13 protein-coding genes are annotated in these 17,329 nt (G+C 46.3%); 10 read left to right on the top strand and 3 right to left on the bottom strand.

All coding sequences use genetic code 11. The features are described from left to right. Nucleotides 1-98: 98 nt before the first annotated feature. Genes OQJ86_RS20475 through OQJ86_RS20465 form a run of 3 tightly spaced genes read right to left on the bottom strand, consistent with a single transcriptional unit; the run spans nucleotide 99 to nucleotide 2,988 of the window. Complete coding sequence (locus tag OQJ86_RS20475) at nucleotides 99-401, bottom strand: PAAR domain-containing protein (protein ID WP_265989826.1); 303 nt, start codon at nucleotides 399-401, stop codon at nucleotides 99-101. After that, on the bottom strand, nucleotides 398-1,006 hold the full coding sequence (locus OQJ86_RS20470; protein WP_265989824.1) for a DUF6931 family protein: 609 nt from the start codon (nucleotides 1,004-1,006) through the stop codon (nucleotides 398-400). Before OQJ86_RS20470 ends, OQJ86_RS20475 begins: the two co-directional genes overlap by 4 nt. Further along, nucleotides 1,006-2,988 carry a type VI secretion system Vgr family protein gene (locus tag OQJ86_RS20465; RefSeq protein ID WP_265989822.1) on the bottom strand — a complete coding sequence of 661 codons (1,983 nt, stop codon included), beginning with the start codon at nucleotides 2,986-2,988 and terminating at the stop codon, nucleotides 1,006-1,008. Before OQJ86_RS20465 ends, OQJ86_RS20470 begins: the two co-directional genes overlap by 1 nt. 134 nt (nucleotides 2,989-3,122) lie before the next feature. On the opposite strand from OQJ86_RS20465, the gene OQJ86_RS20460 reads away from it, so the two are divergent. From OQJ86_RS20460 to OQJ86_RS20415, 10 genes are all read left to right on the top strand, one after another. After that, nucleotides 3,123-4,013, top strand: coding sequence for a hypothetical protein (locus tag OQJ86_RS20460; RefSeq protein ID WP_265989820.1), 891 nt, complete (start codon nucleotides 3,123-3,125; stop codon nucleotides 4,011-4,013). 276 nt (nucleotides 4,014-4,289) lie between these two features. Beyond that, nucleotides 4,290-5,009 carry a GntR family transcriptional regulator gene (locus tag OQJ86_RS20455; protein WP_009696948.1) on the top strand — a complete coding sequence of 240 codons (720 nt, stop codon included), beginning with the start codon at nucleotides 4,290-4,292 and terminating at the stop codon, nucleotides 5,007-5,009. Nucleotides 5,010-5,021: 12 nt separating this feature from the next. Further along, on the top strand, nucleotides 5,022-5,918 hold the full coding sequence (gene prpB / locus OQJ86_RS20450) for a methylisocitrate lyase (RefSeq protein ID WP_009696947.1): 897 nt from the start codon (nucleotides 5,022-5,024) through the stop codon (nucleotides 5,916-5,918). 119 nt (nucleotides 5,919-6,037) lie between these two features. Further along, on the top strand, nucleotides 6,038-7,180 hold the full coding sequence (prpC, locus tag OQJ86_RS20445; protein WP_009704402.1) for a 2-methylcitrate synthase: 1,143 nt from the start codon (nucleotides 6,038-6,040) through the stop codon (nucleotides 7,178-7,180). Between the two features lie 132 nt (nucleotides 7,181-7,312). Further along, the gene (acnD, locus tag OQJ86_RS20440; protein WP_265989815.1) at nucleotides 7,313-9,922 is read left to right on the top strand and encodes a Fe/S-dependent 2-methylisocitrate dehydratase AcnD; all 2,610 of its coding nucleotides are present in this window, start codon (nucleotides 7,313-7,315) and stop codon (nucleotides 9,920-9,922) included. Between the two features lie 23 nt (nucleotides 9,923-9,945). Next, nucleotides 9,946-11,133 carry a 2-methylaconitate cis-trans isomerase PrpF gene (prpF, locus tag OQJ86_RS20435; RefSeq protein WP_265989813.1) on the top strand — a complete coding sequence of 396 codons (1,188 nt, stop codon included), beginning with the start codon at nucleotides 9,946-9,948 and terminating at the stop codon, nucleotides 11,131-11,133. Between the two features lie 61 nt (nucleotides 11,134-11,194). Beyond that, a complete protein-coding gene (locus OQJ86_RS20430) occupies nucleotides 11,195-13,075 on the top strand; it encodes a propionyl-CoA synthetase (protein ID WP_265989811.1) in 1,881 nt (626 codons plus the stop codon). 160 nt (nucleotides 13,076-13,235) lie between these two features. Beyond that, nucleotides 13,236-13,718, top strand: coding sequence for a GNAT family N-acetyltransferase (locus tag OQJ86_RS20425; protein WP_005443631.1), 483 nt, complete (start codon nucleotides 13,236-13,238; stop codon nucleotides 13,716-13,718). 200 nt (nucleotides 13,719-13,918) lie between these two features. Continuing rightward, nucleotides 13,919-15,481: a trypsin-like serine protease gene (locus OQJ86_RS20420; protein WP_265989809.1), complete on the top strand. Its 1,563-nt coding sequence runs from the start codon at nucleotides 13,919-13,921 to the stop codon at nucleotides 15,479-15,481. A 305-nt stretch (nucleotides 15,482-15,786) separates the two neighbouring features. Continuing rightward, nucleotides 15,787-17,217 (top strand): bifunctional NUDIX hydrolase/phosphatase PAP2 family protein, encoded by a 1,431-nt coding sequence (locus OQJ86_RS20415; RefSeq protein WP_265989807.1) that lies wholly within the window; start codon nucleotides 15,787-15,789, stop codon nucleotides 17,215-17,217. The last annotated feature ends 112 nt before the right edge of the window (nucleotides 17,218-17,329 follow it).

The following is a 17,329-nucleotide window of genomic DNA, read 5'->3' as shown; positions in this document are numbered from 1 at the left end:
AGAAAAATTAACTATTTAATAAAAAGTAAGATGTTGATCCAAAAAATTGGTCGGAGGAATACATCTATCAATATAATGTCCTGATTTATAAAGGGGTTTTATCCCCCTATAAGCACGGTGGGCATTCCTGCAACGATACTTCCGCCGTGAGACGTCGTGTCTCCCATTCGGGCTGCAGGCTTATTGCTTAATAGCACGGTCGTGCTTCCCATCGCGATAGAATCCGGGGTTCCAACGCAAACACAGACATCACTCATTGTGGCAGCAGGTAAGCTACCGATCAGTACGGTTGGAGCTCCAGGACCGGTGACCGGACCACCCACATGAGGAATTGGTGGGGTTGCTGGTGTCTGCATCGGACATACATGCATGTCAGTGATACGAGCAGCAGGTAACGTCATCGTACTTCTCCTTGTACTGCAGTTTGTGATTGGTTATCTGAAGTGCCTTGACCGCCTGCAGCAATATTCAGAGCCATGGCGATTGCGGCTTGATAGTAAGGTTTAGTTTTGTCCCATTCAGGAAGGGCGGCTGCGTGATTGATCGCTCCTGCAGTCGCTTTGGCGTACAGAAATGGATCAGGCATAACGGGTGGAATATCTGGTGCAACGATGCTGCCAGAACCATTCCAAAATACCGCTTGAGCAAGCCAAGATGGGCCGCAATTAAGTTCCAATCGATGAGAGAGATGTTCGGCTTTGCGGCGCAATTCTTCGGAGGGTGAACGCACCCAAGCCATACACGTTTCGACACTCTGCTTTTGAAGTGGTGACCATTCTTGATTACGTTGATTTAAACACAGTGCTCCCCACCAGATGGCTTCACGGACGGGTAGAGCGTGCGTCAAAAACTGTACGAGATCGTTGTAGAGCTCTTTGTCTGTGAGTGATTGAATTGCATCACTGATGCTGGTTTCTTCGTCGAGTAGCGCTTTAGCCTCGTCACTGGCTTTGAATCTCGGTAGTATTTGCTCTGCCGTTTGGTATGGAATCTTCTTATATTTCATTAGTTAACCTTTACAATTGCGCCTTTCACTTCACCCATTACACCGCCATCAAATGTCGCTTTGAGACCCGATTTAAACTCCGCACTCAAAGAGCCTTCAGCAGAGAGCGTGGTGTCCGCTTTGATGGAAATACTCAGGCCAGAAATGCTGTTTGAACTGGTTGCATCAAGCGCTGTCGTGGTGCCTGAAACCTTGTTGGCTGAAGTGGCTTTGCTGGTGACGTTGGTCCCTTCCAAACTCAGCGCGCTGCTGGCTTTGACGTCGATATTGGTTGCTTCAATGGCAATGGATGATGAGGACAGGGTTATTTTGCTTGAGCCAACTTTGAGCTCGATAGAATCGTCAGCTTCAATCGAAATCGACTTAGCTTTTTCGCTCAGTGCTTTGGTTACGCTCAGGGAGTAGTTGTCTTCTGTCGACACTGATACCGTTTTGGTGACTGTCTGGCTCAATTCACCCTTGATGGTTTCGGTTTGGTTGTTTTCAACTTCTTGTGTCAGGTCTTTGGCTGCATGAAGGTAAAGCAATTCATTGTCTTTTTTGTCATCGAAGTAGAGCTCGTTACTCTGTCCAGAAAGTTGGGTTTTGATGCCAGACTTTGTTGTATTGGCTTCTGCGTATGGCGGTGCATTTTTGCTGTTGTAAACGCTGCCTGTGATGATTGGTCTATCTGGATCGCCGTCGATGAAAGAGACCAGAACTTCTTGCCCGGCACGCGGCACAAATTGAGCACCGTAACCACTTCCCGCAAGCATTTGTGCGACACGAACATAACAACTGGTTTTGTCACCACTTGCGTCTGTATCCCATTGGAACTGAATACGCACACGACCTTGTTCGTCCTGATTAATATCACCCGCGGTTGAGCCAGCAACGACTGCGCTCTGTAAACCCTGAACCACTTGTTTTGAGCGAGGTTGCGGGTAGTGAGGAGTATCTTTTGGAATCACTTTCAGTCTGGTGCTGCTCTGTGCATTTTCAGTGTATTCCACTTCCATACTGATGACAGAAAAGTCACCAAGTTGATCTTTGTCTAGATGGCTTGAGAGCGAGAAGTAAGTACCGAGCTCAAAGAGATCATGTTTTGCGCTGGCAATGACACTTTGGTAATCCTGTTCAACATACTCGATTCGACGTTTGGCCAGATTGCTTGAGAGATCCGTCATGTCACCACTGATACCCAAAGTCGGGTAACGCGTGTTGGCGAGTTTAGTGTTATTGGCAATGGTGTTACTGGAGGTTTTACTACCGCTGGTGATGAGTTTCGTCTGCGAATAATCGTAGCTTGATAGCTCAACACTCGCGCCATGAAAGGCAACGGTAGGGCACCAATCTTCAAGCAAAGGAAGTGAGCCTGTCGGCGTTTCCTTCATATCAAATTTTGCAGTGCTGGCTTTATCAAATGGAGTTTGAGCATCTTGCAAAATCATAGTGTGTGAACCACTCGCATGCTCAAAATAATAATGAACGCCTTCCTCAGCGAGCAGACGAGAAACGAAGTCAAAATCCGATTCGTTATATTGCAAACAATATTCACGCTTGGTCGAAGGCATGCTGGATATTTTATAGTTTCCTTTGAAACCAGCGTTATCGAAAATATCACTGACAATTTCTTGTGTGGATTGATTTTGATAAACCCGGAAAGAATGTGTGTGTTTTAATAACCAAAACCAAGGTTTAAGCGTTATTTCGTATTGGTGGTTCTGCAAATTAGAATCCATTCCTAAATGTTGGATCAATGTCACAACTCCATTGTAGGAACGATTGAGTGTATTGCTGCCAGATTCGTTGAAATAACGGTTTATAGTAAGGAACTGACCTAGTTGATCTTGCATGTCAAAGCCACTGGATACCAGCATTGCTTTGATTTCAAAAGGCTCTGATAAGGCTTGCTTTATTGTTGCATTACTTATGATATGTTCTTGATTACTTGAGTCTTTTGCAGACATCAAACTAGCCGAACTGCTGTATTTATCAGCCATTGCATATCCTTATGCTTGAACTTTTCAATAATAAAAATTTGAAATATAAATACTATTATTAATCGAATTACTCAAAAAATAGCAGTATTAGATCTTATTCGCTATTCGATTTATTAAAAGAAAAGGAGTTCTTTATGGCGAGTCAAAATGCAAAAAAGATGGCGAAAGAATTTTTGCAAAATGTAGAAAAGGACAGTAAGTCATATCACAAAAGTTGGGCGAGGAAATTCGGTAATAAATACCAATCTGCAAAGAACTGGGTAAAACGTGACAAGAAAATGGTCGCGATGGATATTGCGCAAAAAGGGGTAAGGACTGGTATCGGGATGATTCCATTTCCCGGCTCGAAAGAGGGGGCTGCCCTTTTGGAAGTTGCAGGTGGTGCCGCGTTAAAAGCCGCTTCTCTCAAAGCGTGGGAAGAAGGCTCAAAGAAAGGGGTTAAATCTCTTCTTAACAAAAAAATTGAATCTGCTCGCAAGCAACTTAAAACTAACTCGGTAGGAAAAGTCGATCACGAGTTCTTGGCGCTTTCTGCGCGTAAGCGTGATGAACACATTCATGCGATTCGTAAGCTAGTGAAGTACGAGGTGAAGTTGTTACCAAAGCGTTCTGATGAGCTCAGTTTGCGTTTATTCAAGCTTAAAGAGGCGATCAATGAATCCCGTGTGAAACTCAACAAAACCACCATGTCTTCCACATCGGCTATCGATAACATGCAAGCTTGGACGGAGTTCTTTTCTACTATCAAAGAGGTGGAGCACTACCAAGCGAAATTGCGTGAAAGCCTGATTCAAGTGCAAGAAATCACCAAGGATGTGGAGTGGTTCTTGGCGGCTTCTGAAGCAACGACTGATCAGATGAATGCACAAAACTTACCGCAACTAGAAGAAGCGTTTGACCAGATCCGCCGTAGTTACGGCAACATCAACTCGCTCAAACAACTGCAAGATATGATGTTGGAGAGAAACCTCGTTGAATCCGGTTTGTTGGATGAAAAAGACTTAACCTACAAGCTGGTCAACTAGGCAAATCCGACCGTTCGTTAGCAAATTAAACCCAAGTAGGGAGCTGTTGTGCTCCCAAATTCTTTTTACTTGCTGAATTTATTGGTTTTTTATTGTCGACAATTTCAGCTTGCCCTTATCGAACTGAATGTTTTTCACTCACAAATCACTCAATAACACTATACCTTAGTCTAAATTGTCGACAATTTGCTTGATTGTCGACAATCTGATCGTCTATTTTATATTCAAGTTAACAAATTGTTGACACTTTGATTTCTAAATACGAGTGCCTTGAATATGAATACAGAGTTGAAAACTCGTCATAAAGTGATTGTCTCTGAGAAGGAGCACACTAAATCTGAATCGCTGACCGAATCGTTAGTGGAAGCGATTGTGAGTGGTGAGATTGAACCGGGCAGTAAAATCTCAGAGCCTGAATTAGCCAAGAAATATCAAGTGAGTAGAGGTCCTCTACGTGAAGCCATGATGCGTCTTGAAGGACTTGGTTTGATTGAGCGCATTCCGCATGTCGGCGCTCGTGTTATCACTTTCTCTCCAGAAAAACTCATCGAATTGTATTCCGTCCGCGAAGCATTAGAGGGTATGGCTGCCAGACTCGCGGCTCGCTATATCACTCAAGAAGAATTACTGAGTTTGGAAATGCTATTGTCGACACATTCCAAACATATTGACGAAGTCGAAGGATCGTCTTACTTCCACCAGCATGGTGACTTCGACTTCCACTATCGAATCATTCAAGCGAGCCGAAACAGCAAGCTAATCTCTTTGCTTTGTGACGAGTTGTATCACTTACTGCGCATGTATCGTTACCAATCGCCACGTGCGCAATCTCGTCCTAATGAAGCACTCAATGAACACAAATTCATTCTGCAAGCGATTCGCAACCGTGATGAAGAGCTGGCAGAAATGCTGATGAGAAGGCACATCTCAGGCAGCCGAAAACTTATCGAATTACAGATTTTACATTCTGAAAGTAAAGATAGAGAACAAGACTAGAAGGAAATTGTCATGAGCTTATCTCCGGGGGCGAAGTTCAGACTCGCCATTGAGCAAAACAACCCGCTGCAGATCGTCGGCACCATTAACCCATACTGCGCCATGATGGCGAAAAACTTGGGTCACCAAGCTATCTATTTGTCGGGTGGCGGCATCGCCAACGCATCTTACGGTTTGCCAGATCTTGGCATCACAACATTGAACGATGTTTTGGTGGATGTAGATCGCATCACCAACGCGTGTGATTTGCCTTTATTGGTTGATATCGATACGGGCTTTGGTGGTGCTTTTAACATTGCACGCACTATCAAAGCGATGGAAAAAGCGGGTGCGGCGGCAGTGCACATGGAAGACCAAGTGGCGCAGAAGCGTTGTGGCCATCGCCCAAACAAAGCGATTGTTAGCCAACAAGAAATGGTCGATCGAGTGAAAGCGGCCGTGGATGCGCGTAATGACGAGAGCTTTGTCATTATGGCTCGTACTGATGCGTTAGCGGTTGAAGGTATGGACAGTGCGATTGAACGTGCGATTGCATGTGTGGAAGCGGGCGCAGACATGATCTTCCCAGAAGCCATGAATCAGCTCGACCAATATCAACAGTTCTCAACAGCGCTCGAAGACGCAACAGGGAAGCACGTGCCGATTCTTGCCAACATTACTGAGTTTGGACAAACACCTCTGTACGGCTGTGAAGAATTGGCGCAATCCAAAGTGGACATGGTTTTGTACCCATTGAGTGCATTCCGTGCAATGAACAAAGCTGCCGAGATGGTTTACAAACACTTATTAGAAGTTGGCAACCAAGAAGCGCTACTTGATTCGATGCAGACACGAAAAGAGCTGTATGAGCACCTTAATTACCACGACTACGAGAATAAGTTAGACAAGCTGTTTTCGGAGGGTAAATAAGATAAACGAAGAAATAAACGGAAGCCCAAGAAAAGAATCTCTAATCCAATAACGTGAAAATTGTCTGATTCAAAAGAGCCCATTAAGAGAGCCAAATCAGACAGAAAAGGAGTTCAACAATGCCTCATTCTGTAGAAAAGAAAGCTGAGATAGGTGGCGCAGGTCTACGCGGTCAAAGCGCTGGAAGCACAGCTTTATGCACTGTCGGTAAAACGGGGACAGGTCTAACGTATCGTGGTTACGATATTACGGACTTGGCAAATCATGCTCAATTTGAAGAAGTGGCGCATTTGCTGTTACGCGGTCACTTACCTAATCAACAAGAGCTAGACGCCTACAAGACACATCTACTGAGCCTGCGTGGCTTACCAGCGGAGCTTAAGCAAGCGTTAGAGCTGATCCCTGCTGATGCTCACCCGATGGATGTTATGCGCACAGGTTGTTCTATGCTGGGTAACTTAGAGCAGGAAATGGACTTTGAGCAACAGCTTCATGCTACTGAGCGAATGCTGGCGCTTTTCCCTGCGATCATCTGTTACTGGTATCGCTTCAGCCACGATGGTGTGAGAATCAAAACTCACGATAACAGCGAAGACTGCATTGGTGGCTACTTCCTGAAACTGCTTACTGATAAAGCACCAAGTGAAACGCACAAAAAGGTGATGCACTGTTCTTTGATTCTTTATGCAGAGCATGAGTTTAATGCCTCAACATTTGCGGCGCGCGTGTGTGCTTCTACGCTTTCTGATCTTCATTCTTGCATCACGGCTGCTATCGGTACGCTGCGTGGCCCACTTCATGGCGGTGCAAACGAAGCAGCGATGGAAATGATTCAAGATTGGCAAACGCCAGATGAAGCAGAAGCCAACATTCTGCAGATGCTAGAGAACAAAGACAAAATCATGGGCTTTGGTCATGCGATTTATCGCGAAAGTGACCCTCGTAATGCACTGATCAAGCGTTGGTCTGAAGCGTTATCGAAAGAGGTGGGTGACACACATCTTTACGCAGTTTCTGAGCGCGTGGAATCCGTCATGAAGCGTGAGAAAGGTCTGTTCTGTAATGCAGATTTCTTCCATGCTTCGGCTTACCACTTCATGGATATTCCAACCAAGTTGTTTACGCCAATCTTCGTGATGAGTCGACTGACAGGTTGGGCGGCGCACGTGTATGAACAACGCGCGAACAACCGAATCATTCGCCCAAGTGCGGATTATACCGGACCGGATCATCAAGACTGGGTGCCAATCGAACAACGCTAGCGCGTGACGCCTCTTTGTGAGTTTCGTCTTAATGACATTCACAAGGGGCGTCTCTTTCACCGCGAATCCATTTCAAAAACAGTATCGCGGTGCGTTCAGGCACAAGATGTACACTAAAGCGGAAGCAAGCCCATGAGCATCACTACAAACATAAATACTCAATATCGTAAGCCGCTCCCGGGAACCCAACTCGATTATTTTGATACCCGAGAAGCAGTTAACGATATTTCTCCTGGAGCCTATGAAAAGCTCCCATACACCTCACGCGTTTTAGCTGAGCAGTTGGTTCGCCGCTGTGATCCAAATACGCTCACTGATAGCTTAAAACAGTTGATCGAACGCAAGCGTGACCTCGATTTCCCTTGGTATCCGGCGCGTGTGGTTTGTCATGACATCCTTGGACAAACCGCATTAGTCGACCTTGCTGGTTTGCGTGATGCGATTGCCGAACAAGGCGGTGACCCAGCGAAAGTAAACCCTGTGGTTGAAACGCAATTGATCGTTGACCATTCACTGGCAGTTGAACACGCAGGCTTTGACCCAGAGGCTTTTGAAAAAAACCGCGCGATAGAAGAGCGCAGAAACGAAGACCGATTCCACTTTATCGAGTGGTGTAAGACGGCGTTTGAGAACGTCAGTGTTATTCCTGCGGGTAATGGCATCATGCACCAAATCAATTTGGAGAAGATGTCTCCAGTGGTGCAAGCCAAGCAAGGCATTGCTTATCCCGATACCTGTGTCGGCACAGACAGTCACACACCTCACGTTGATTCTCTTGGCGTTATTGCGATTGGTGTCGGCGGTTTAGAGGCGGAGACGGTTATGCTTGGTCGCCCGTCGATGATGCGTCTACCAGACATTGTTGGCGTGAAGCTGACTGGTAAGCGTCAACCGGGTATTACCGCTACCGATATCGTGTTGGCAATTACCGAGTTCCTGCGACATGAACGCGTGGTTTCATCCTATCTCGAGTTCTTTGGTGAAGGGGCGCGAGACCTAACTATTGGCGACCGCGCGACCATCTCAAACATGACGCCAGAATACGGCGCAACCGCTGGGATGTTCTACATTGATGAGCAGACCATTAATTACCTCAAACTGACGGGGCGTGATGAACAGCAGGTCGACTTGGTCGAGAAGTACGCCAAGCAAACCGGCCTGTGGGCAGATGATTTAGATACTGCCGTTTACGAACGCGTGCTTGAGTTTGATTTGTCCCAAGTCGGCCGCAATTTGGCAGGTCCATCAAATCCTCATCGTCGTTTACCTACCTCGGAACTTGCTGAGCGTGGTATTTCTGGCAAATGGCAAGAGAAAGAAGGTGAACTTCCAGATGGCGCGGTGATCATCGCAGCGATCACTTCTTGTACCAACACCAGTAACCCAAGAAACGTTGTGGCAGCAGGTCTTGTTGCTAAGAAAGCGAATGAGCTTGGCTTGGTGCGCAAACCTTGGGTGAAGTCTTCATTTGCTCCAGGTTCTAAAGTGGCTCGACTTTACCTTGAAGAGTCTGGATTACTCCCTGAATTAGAGAAGCTTGGTTTTGGTATCGTCGCCTATGCATGTACAACCTGTAACGGCATGAGTGGTGCGCTTGACCCGAAAATCCAACAAGAAATCATCGACCGAGATCTGTATTCAACGGCGGTACTTTCTGGGAACCGAAACTTTGATGGTCGAATTCATCCTTATGCAAAACAAGCATTTTTAGCATCGCCACCTTTGGTCGTTGCATACGCGTTAGCCGGTACGATTCGCTTTGATATCGAACGTGATTCTTTAGGCACAGACAAAAACGGCAAGCCGGTTTATCTCAACGATTTGTGGCCAACGGATGAAGAAATTGATGCCGTGGTGGGTGAGTACGTTAAGCCAGAGCAATTTAATCAAGTCTACATTCAAATGTTCAAACTGAATGATGAGGCTCGTAACCCGAACCCGCTCTACGATTGGCGCCCGATGAGTACGTATATACGAAGACCTCCTTACTGGCAAAAAGAGGGGGATGGAGCATTGGCTGGTGAGCGAACTCTATCTTCAATGCGTCCTCTCGCCGTTCTAGGCGACAACATTACGACCGACCATTTATCGCCATCGAACGCAATTTTGGCAAGCAGCGCAGCAGGTGAGTACCTCGCGAAGATGGGCGTGCCAGAAGAAGACTTTAACTCATACGCGACTCACCGAGGCGATCACTTAACCGCGCAGCGCGCCACTTTCGCTAACCCGAAACTGTTCAATGAAATGGTCGAGGAAAATGGCGAAGTCGTGCAAGGATCGTTAGCTAGAGTTGAACCTGAAGGCAAAGTGACACGCATGTGGGAAGCGATTGAAACTTACATGAATCGCAAGCAGCCGCTTATCGTGGTCGCGGGTGCGGATTATGGTCAAGGATCGTCGCGAGATTGGGCGGCGAAAGGCGTTCGCTTGGCGGGTGTAGAAGCTATTGTCGCTGAAGGGTTTGAGCGTATTCACCGTACCAACTTAGTTGGAATGGGCGTACTTCCTCTGCAATTTAAAGATGGCGTGAACCGAAAGACGCTCGAATTAGATGGCACTGAACTTTATGACGTTATCGGCGATATCACTCCAGGTGCTGATTTGGCGTTGGTGATTACCCGTGCTAATGGCGACAAGGTTGATGTGCCGGTGACTTGTCGACTCGACACCGAAGATGAAGTTCACGTGTACAAAGCGGGCGGTGTGTTACAGCGCTTTGCTCAAGACTTCCTCTCGCAATAGATAGCTCAATAACGGAGCAAGATATGGATAGCAAGATGCAAAGCCAAATCAAAGTCCCGGCGACTTACATGCGCGGCGGTACGAGTAAAGGTGTGTTCTTCAACCTTGAAGATTTGCCACAGCCAGCGCAAGTTGCAGGGGAGGCAAGAGACAAACTGCTACTTCGTGTGATTGGTAGCCCTGACCCGTATGCCAAACAAATTGATGGCATGGGCGGCGCAACTTCCAGCACCAGTAAAACTGTGATTGTGTCGCGCAGTGAGCGAGCCGATCACGACGTTGATTACCTGTTCGGACAAGTATCGATAGATAAGCCGTTTGTCGATTGGAGTGGTAACTGCGGCAATCTTTCTGCTGCAGTCGGGCCTTTCGCCATTCATGCAGGGTTGATCGACGAAGATCGTATTCCTCAAAACGGCATCGTTACCGTTCGTGTATGGCAGGTAAATATTGGCAAAACCATATTGATTCATGTGCCAATCGTAAATGGTTTCGTTCAAGAAACAGGGGAATTTGAGCTTGATGGTGTGACGTTCCCTGCGGCAGAAATCCAAGTTGATTTTGTCGACCCTGCTGATGGTGAAGGCAGCATGTTTCCAACCGGCAATCTAGTAGACGATTTGGTCGTGCCAGATGTTGGGACGTTCAACGCCACCTTCATTAACGCAGGCATACCGACAATCTTCGTAGACGCAGAAGCGCTCGGCTACCAAGGGGCCGAGCTTCAAGATGACATCAATAACGATGAATCTGCTCTTGCAAGGTTTGAGTCCATTCGTGCACATGGGGCATTAAAAATGGGTCTTATTAATTCGCTCGAAGAGGCTCAAACACGTCAACACACGCCTAAGATTGCGTTTGTTTCCCAGCCTAAATCCTACTTATCGTCGAGTGGTAAAACCGTAGAAGCAGGTAAGGTCGATATTCTCGTCCGAGCTTTATCTATGGGCAAACTTCACCATGCCATGATGGGAACCGCAGCGGTCGCTATTGCCTCGGCGGCATGCGTTCCGCGTACTCTAGTCAACTTGGCCGCTGGTGGCGGAGAGAAAGAGTCTGTGACGTTTGGGCATCCATCAGGAACGCTTAAGGTGGGGGCGAAAGCCAAACAAACAGAACAAGGTTGGGTGATTGAAAAAGCCATCATGAGCCGCAGCGCGAGAATACTGATGGAGGGCTTTGTGCGTGTTCCCTCCAATGTCTTTGAATAACACAATTGCATGGTAGTGATACTCAAGAAAAGCAATGTCAGGACATACTGGAGGAAGCAATATGTCTGCATATCAAAAAGAATACCTTTGGGCACAAAATGAACCGGAAAAATTTTGGCGTGCTCAAGCTGAAAACATCGATTGGTTTGAAGCGCCAAACACCATCTTACAAGCTGACGAACATGGGATTGAACGTTGGTTTCCTGATGGCGTATTGAACACGTCATGGCTCGCATTGGATTATCATTGCGAGCAAGGAAGAGGCGATAAAACCGCACTGATTTATGATTCGCCAGTGACGGGTCAAAAACAAACTTACAGCTATCAAGATTTGCGCGACCAAGTAGCAAAAATCGCGGGCATGCTTTCTAACCAAGGCGTAACCAAAGGCGATCGTGTGGTCATCTACATGCCGATGATCCCAGAAGCAGCAATGGCGATGCTGGCGTGTGCTCGATTAGGCGCGATTCACTCAGTGGTGTTTGGCGGTTTTGCCCCGAATGAGCTTGCTGTTCGAATTGAAGATGCAGAACCCAAAGTCATCATGACGGCGTCTTGTGGCATCGAAATCAATAAGATAATTCCATACAAACCAATGGTTGATAAAGCCATTATGGACAGCCGTTGGAAGCCAGAGAAAGTTTTTGTTCTTCAACGCCCACAGTGCGAAGCGGAGCTTAATCTTGAGCGTGATTTAGATTGGCAACAAGAATACGATCAAGCTTTGCCTCATGCGTGTGTCCCTGTGCTAGCGACAGATCCTCTTTATATTCTGTATACCTCTGGCACAACAGGGAAACCTAAAGGCGTGGTACGTGACAATGGTGGTCATGCCGTGGCGATGAAATATTCAATGACATCGATATATAACATTCCTCAAGATGGCGTGTTCTGGGCAGCATCGGATGTAGGTTGGGTCGTTGGTCATTCTTACATTGTGTACGCGCCGCTGATTCATGGTTGTACAACTGTGCTCTTCGAAGGCAAACCGGTGAGAACTCCAGATCCGGGTGCATTCTGGCGTGTTTGTGACGAATACAAAGTGGACGTGCTTTTCTCCGCGCCAACCGCTTTCCGTGCAATTAAGAAAGAAGATCCAGAAGGCGAGTTCATTAAGCAATACGACTTGTCCAATCTTGATTCTATTTTCATGGCAGGCGAACGCCTTGACCCACCAACGCTAGAATGGGTCGAAAGCAAAGCAGATAAGCCGGTCATTGACCACTGGTGGCAAACCGAGACTGGATGGGCTATCGCAGGCAATCCGACCGGTATCGAGATGATGCCAGTTAAAGCGGGGTCTGCTACCAAGCCGATACCTGGTTATCAGGTCGAGATTCTCAACGAAATGGGCATGCCAGTGGGCGTAAATCAGCAAGGTTTTGTGGCTCTGAAGCGCCCATTACCACCAAGCTGTCTACCGACTGTCTGGTGCAACCACGACCGCTTTGAAACTGGTTATCTAAGTCAATTTCCGAGTTACTACGTATCGGGAGATGGCGGTTACCTAGATGAAGATGGTTACCTGTTTATCATGGGTCGTATTGATGACGTAATTAACGTTGCAGGTCACCGTCTGTCTACCGGCGAAATGGAAGAAATCGTTGGTGGTCACCCAGCGATTGCGGAATGCGCGGTAGTCGGTATCCACGATGAGTTAAAGGGGCAGCTACCACTTGGGTTCGTGGTTCTTAAAGATGGTGTGAAGATTGATGATCTAACGCTAGAAGGGGAGTTGGTGGGTAAAGTGCGCAACGAGATTGGCGCAGTAGCGTGCTTTAAACATGCGCTGGTTGTTGATCGTTTGCCAAAGACTCGCTCAGGTAAAATTCTGCGAAGAACCATTCGTCAAATAGCCGATGGCGAGCAATACGTGGTGCCATCAACCATTGATGACCCAACCAGTCTAGGCGAAATCGAACGCGTGCTTAAACGCGGCTAGTCAAGTACGAGCTTAATAAAGTGCGCTCTTAGGTTACCTAGGAGCAAGCACAAACATCGGAGCCTCTTGCTTTGTCGGCAAGAGGCTTTTGCATTCCTGCTTGCCTAAATGCATGTTTAAACACACACTATATGAATTCCTGTTATTGGCTTCTTTTCCTATGTCTACTTTTGTAATCAAACCAGCGCTTTTTGACGATCTTGAACAACTCAATGATTTGATGTTCGAGCTGCATGATGAGCACCATATCCAATCCCCAGAGCTGTTTAAAACCGCAGAAGAAATCGAACAAGAAAAGAGCATTGCTCGCTATCTCGATAATCCTGAATGTTTGGTGTATGTCGCTAGAGTAGAGGATGAGATCATCGGCTTTGTGTCCGGGCATTTCTGCGAGCTTATTTCTACGGTTAGTAAACCTGTCATGATGGGAAGCGTTGATGAGCTATACGTCTTACCCGAATATCGTAAGCAAGGTACCGCGAAGGCTTTGATTGAAAAGATAGAGGCGACATTCGTTGATTACGGAGTGAAACAGATGTTTGTTGAGGTTTGGGACTTTAACCAGACAGCGATTTCTCTCTATGAGAACCAAGGTTTTGGGCATCATATTCATTGGTTAAGAAAGTCGTTATCTGAACGTTAATTAATGCGTAGCTAAGACGGTAACTTAGTGACTTATGTAATCTGACGGTGCAAAAGTTGAGTCTACTAGTCAGTATTTGCTATTAGTTTCGTCGCAATGTGCGGCGACTCATTCTCATCCAAATTGGTGATGTTGTTTTTGTTTGCTTGTTTTGTAAGTGGCACATGAATAGTGCCTCATAAAACAAGAGGAAAATAACATTGAATCTATCAAAAACCTTACTTGCAACGGCGTTATTGCCAATGTCGGCAAGCGCAGATCAAGTCACGGATACACAAAACATTGAAATTCAGCCGGATATCGTGGGTGGTATCACGGCTAACCCCAATGACTGGAAATTTTATACGCAGATAGTCAGCCGCAATGGTAATCGTTCTTTCTGCGGGGCGAGTTATATTGGGGATGGTTTCGTACTCACTGCTGCTCACTGTGTTGACGGTGACACACCAAATCAAATAGCAGTAAAAATTGGTGGTGTGATTTATAACGGTACTGATGGTGTACGTTCCAACGTCAGCCAGATCTATATTCATCCTTCTTATAATGCTTCTACGCTTTCTAACGACATCGCATTGCTTAAGCTCAGTTCAATTCCCTCTGGTGTTCCGAAAGTGGATATAGCCGCAGGCAGTGTCTCGCAATATGCAGGTGTCGGTGATTGGTTAACCGTCGCTGGCCTAGGCCGAACTTCGGAGGGGGGCAGTTCACCAACCGCGCTGCAAGAAGTGGATGTTCCTCTGGTCTCTGATGCGACTTGTCGACAAGCTGGCGGCAATTACACCACAGTTGGCTCCGTATCATTCTGTGCGGGTGTTCCGCAAGGTGGCATTGATTCTTGTCAGGGAGACAGCGGCGGTCCCATCGTCATTAAGAACAACGGTCTCGTCACTCAGCTAGGTATCGTCAGTTGGGGTATAGGTTGTGCCCGACCGGGTAAGTACGGCGTGTATAGCGACATTGCGGCGTTACGCAGTTTTGTTGATGGCGTAGTAGGTACGACAACGCCTCCGACAGATAATGTTTCTGTTGGTTACACGGCAAATCAGACTTTGAGTTCTTTTAAAGTGGGCGAGCTGAAGCAACACAGTTTCAGTATTCAAAATATCGGTAATGTTGCGTTTACTGTCGAAAGTGTGGGATTGCAAAGTTCTGGAGTCACGAAATCTGCGATGATCACCAGAGACCAATGTGCACAATCGACACTCAATGCAGGCGGCTCGTGTCGTGTCGATGTGGAGTTTGGCGCTTCTCAAGCAGGTGAGGCGAGTGTCGCTTTGGCTTTTGGTATCGATAAAACGAGTACTACATACCAAGCTGTGGCAACAGCTTCCGCGACCAGTGCAACGACACCCCCGTCAGGCAGTTGTGACAATGAGTGGCAAGCGAGTGGTGTATACAACACGGGTGAAACCGTTACTTGGGCTGGTCAATTATGGCAAGCACAATGGTGGACTCAAGGCGATAACCCATCAGAATCTGGCCCATGGGGAGTATGGCAGTCAATTGGCAGCTCAGATTGTTCTGGGACTAATCCTCCTGTAGATCCGCCGACAGACCCGACGCCACCGACTAAACCAACACCTCCGTCTTCTGGTGATGCCTATCAAGCTGGTGCTAACTACTCTGCGGGAGATGTGGTAACAAATAATGGTTCAAGTTATCAATGTAAGCCTTGGCCAAACAATTTATGGTGTGGTTCGACTCCAAGTGCTTATGAGCCGGGTGTGGGCTCGGCTTGGACAGATGCATGGTTAAAGCTGTAAAAGTATAAATGAATCATAAAGAGAGTTTATTTGTTGTCGACAATAAGCTCTCTTTCTTGTTTCAATTCTGAGAAGGCGTAAAATCCACGTAAATTCCTCTGACGTTAACTTAATATAACTGGCAAAATCGGAGCCAATATTTCGAGTTATGTCTGATTTTTGTCAGAACTATTTTGAAGAGTGTCGCAAAGCGTTTTTTGACATGTGTGCTAAATGTACAACTGGTTACTTAATTTATGTCGAAAAATATTGGTAATCCTGCCATCATTGCGCGTGATTCTCTTCTTCATTAAAGGTTGTATTTTGTGCTGAGACAGTTGTTTTTTCTCATCCTGTATTCCATTTCATTGTTTGTTTCTCCTATATCTGCCGCGAATCCCCTTCCTGAAGACGTAAAAGGGGCGCTATGTGTTGTCCGAGCAGATAACAAACTTGTACTTATCCATGAAATATTGACGAATAAAATTTCGCTTCCAGGTGGCACCATTATAGAAGGTGAATCTCCTAAACTGGCCGCGCAAAGAGAAACGTGGGAAGAGACGGGGTTAGTTGTTACGGTTGGAGAGGAGCTCGGCAAAACAGATACGGCGATTTTTTACGATTGCGTCTCTGATTCTGAAGTCATCGCTTTTTCGATGGCTAATGCTATGGATGGGAACGAACTGCCTATATGGTTTGCTCCGCATTATGGCGTCGAAGTGGCGTCTGCAATGTTATTGAACCCAAGCGATATGGCGTCTTCTTTGTATCGCTATTCATCACAGTGGAAAGATGTGGCTGGCTTTTATTCAAAAGCGACCGATCAACCCGTTGTTTATGTAAACCAATTAATTGAGTCAGCACCTAAATTTCGCCAGTTAGAACTCTCTTGGATGGTAGATCTTCAAAGTTGGGTCAGCTCGTTTTCAATGACAAGTCGCGATACGGCATGTGAAATTGCGAAGCTCGTGACGAGTTTAAGTAATCCAACATTTTTGCTGTTTTTGTTCCCGTTCGTCATGATGAAGTTTGACAGTCGATTTGTATATCGATTGTTTTTTGCAATCACTGCGACGTCTTTGATGACGTTAGTTGCTCAGCAAGGGTTCTCTTTACCTAGGCCACACGTCTATATGCCAATGGCGGAGTTAACGCACAGTTTTGGCTTTAGCTTCCCAAGCTTGCCGATCGCTATTTGGTTTTGTGTCATGACATTTATGTTCCAAAGAACAAAAAGCTTTGGATTGAATCGCATCACTTTCTTAGTTGCAGTGGTAACGTTGGCGGTTATGGTATGTAAGTTCTTCTTGGGTACTGCATTCATTCTCGACATGCTAATTGGTGCGTTAATGGGGGCACTTGTGGCGTGGCACATTTTGCGTTTGGAAAGCAACCCAGAAGTTAACGTGGACCACCTATTAAGCTCGAAGGGTATTTGGTTTGTTATGACAGCAATCACCGCAGCTATCGCGGTAATTTGGCCACTCCCTGTATTTACAAGTTGGTTGGCTATTCTGATTACTGCTTCTGCTTTAGTACTGACGTTTAAAGAGTCTGAAATTCGATTTGAGCGCCAACAGATGCTGTTTGTGATTTTGGCATTACTTCTTGTGGACCAGTTGTATTTGTATTCTGAAACGGTTGTGTCATTCAGCGGCTTTTGGTCGTTAGTATTTAAAACCTTCCACTATCCGTTGTTGATGTTGATTTTTATAGTACTTGCGAGAAAGCTCACGACTCGAAGCAAAAACGCTTAAGCAACATTAAATAAAACAAAGCCTCGCTAAGTGCGCTGTCTCTTGATCACAAGTCTAGTGTTCAAGAGACATTGCTAGTTCGTAGCCTTCAAGGATGGTTTGTAGTTTAAAC

It is taken from the genome of Vibrio sp. Sgm 5 (genome assembly GCF_026241575.1).
Taxonomy (GTDB): Bacteria; Pseudomonadota; Gammaproteobacteria; order Enterobacterales; family Vibrionaceae; genus Vibrio; species Vibrio jasicida.
Note: the sequence above shows the minus strand (reverse complement) of the source record. Positions and strands in the feature narration are given on the sequence as shown.

Excerpts from the sequence above, each read along its gene's own strand:
- OQJ86_RS20475 (WP_265989826.1), bottom strand. The coding sequence starts at position 401 with ATGACGTTACCTGCTGCTCGTATCACTGACATGCATGTATGTCCGATG.
- OQJ86_RS20470 (WP_265989824.1), bottom strand. The coding sequence starts at position 1,006 with ATGAAATATAAGAAGATTCCATACCAAACGGCAGAGCAAATACTACCG.
- OQJ86_RS20465 (WP_265989822.1), bottom strand. The coding sequence starts at position 2,988 with ATGGCTGATAAATACAGCAGTTCGGCTAGTTTGATGTCTGCAAAAGAC.
- OQJ86_RS20460 (WP_265989820.1), top strand. The coding sequence starts at position 3,123 with ATGGCGAGTCAAAATGCAAAAAAGATGGCGAAAGAATTTTTGCAAAAT.
- OQJ86_RS20455 (WP_009696948.1), top strand. The coding sequence starts at position 4,290 with ATGAATACAGAGTTGAAAACTCGTCATAAAGTGATTGTCTCTGAGAAG.
- prpB (WP_009696947.1), top strand. The coding sequence starts at position 5,022 with ATGAGCTTATCTCCGGGGGCGAAGTTCAGACTCGCCATTGAGCAAAAC.
- prpC (WP_009704402.1), top strand. The coding sequence starts at position 6,038 with ATGCCTCATTCTGTAGAAAAGAAAGCTGAGATAGGTGGCGCAGGTCTA.
- acnD (WP_265989815.1), top strand. The coding sequence starts at position 7,313 with ATGAGCATCACTACAAACATAAATACTCAATATCGTAAGCCGCTCCCG.
- prpF (WP_265989813.1), top strand. The coding sequence starts at position 9,946 with ATGGATAGCAAGATGCAAAGCCAAATCAAAGTCCCGGCGACTTACATG.
- OQJ86_RS20430 (WP_265989811.1), top strand. The coding sequence starts at position 11,195 with ATGTCTGCATATCAAAAAGAATACCTTTGGGCACAAAATGAACCGGAA.
- OQJ86_RS20425 (WP_005443631.1), top strand. The coding sequence starts at position 13,236 with ATGTCTACTTTTGTAATCAAACCAGCGCTTTTTGACGATCTTGAACAA.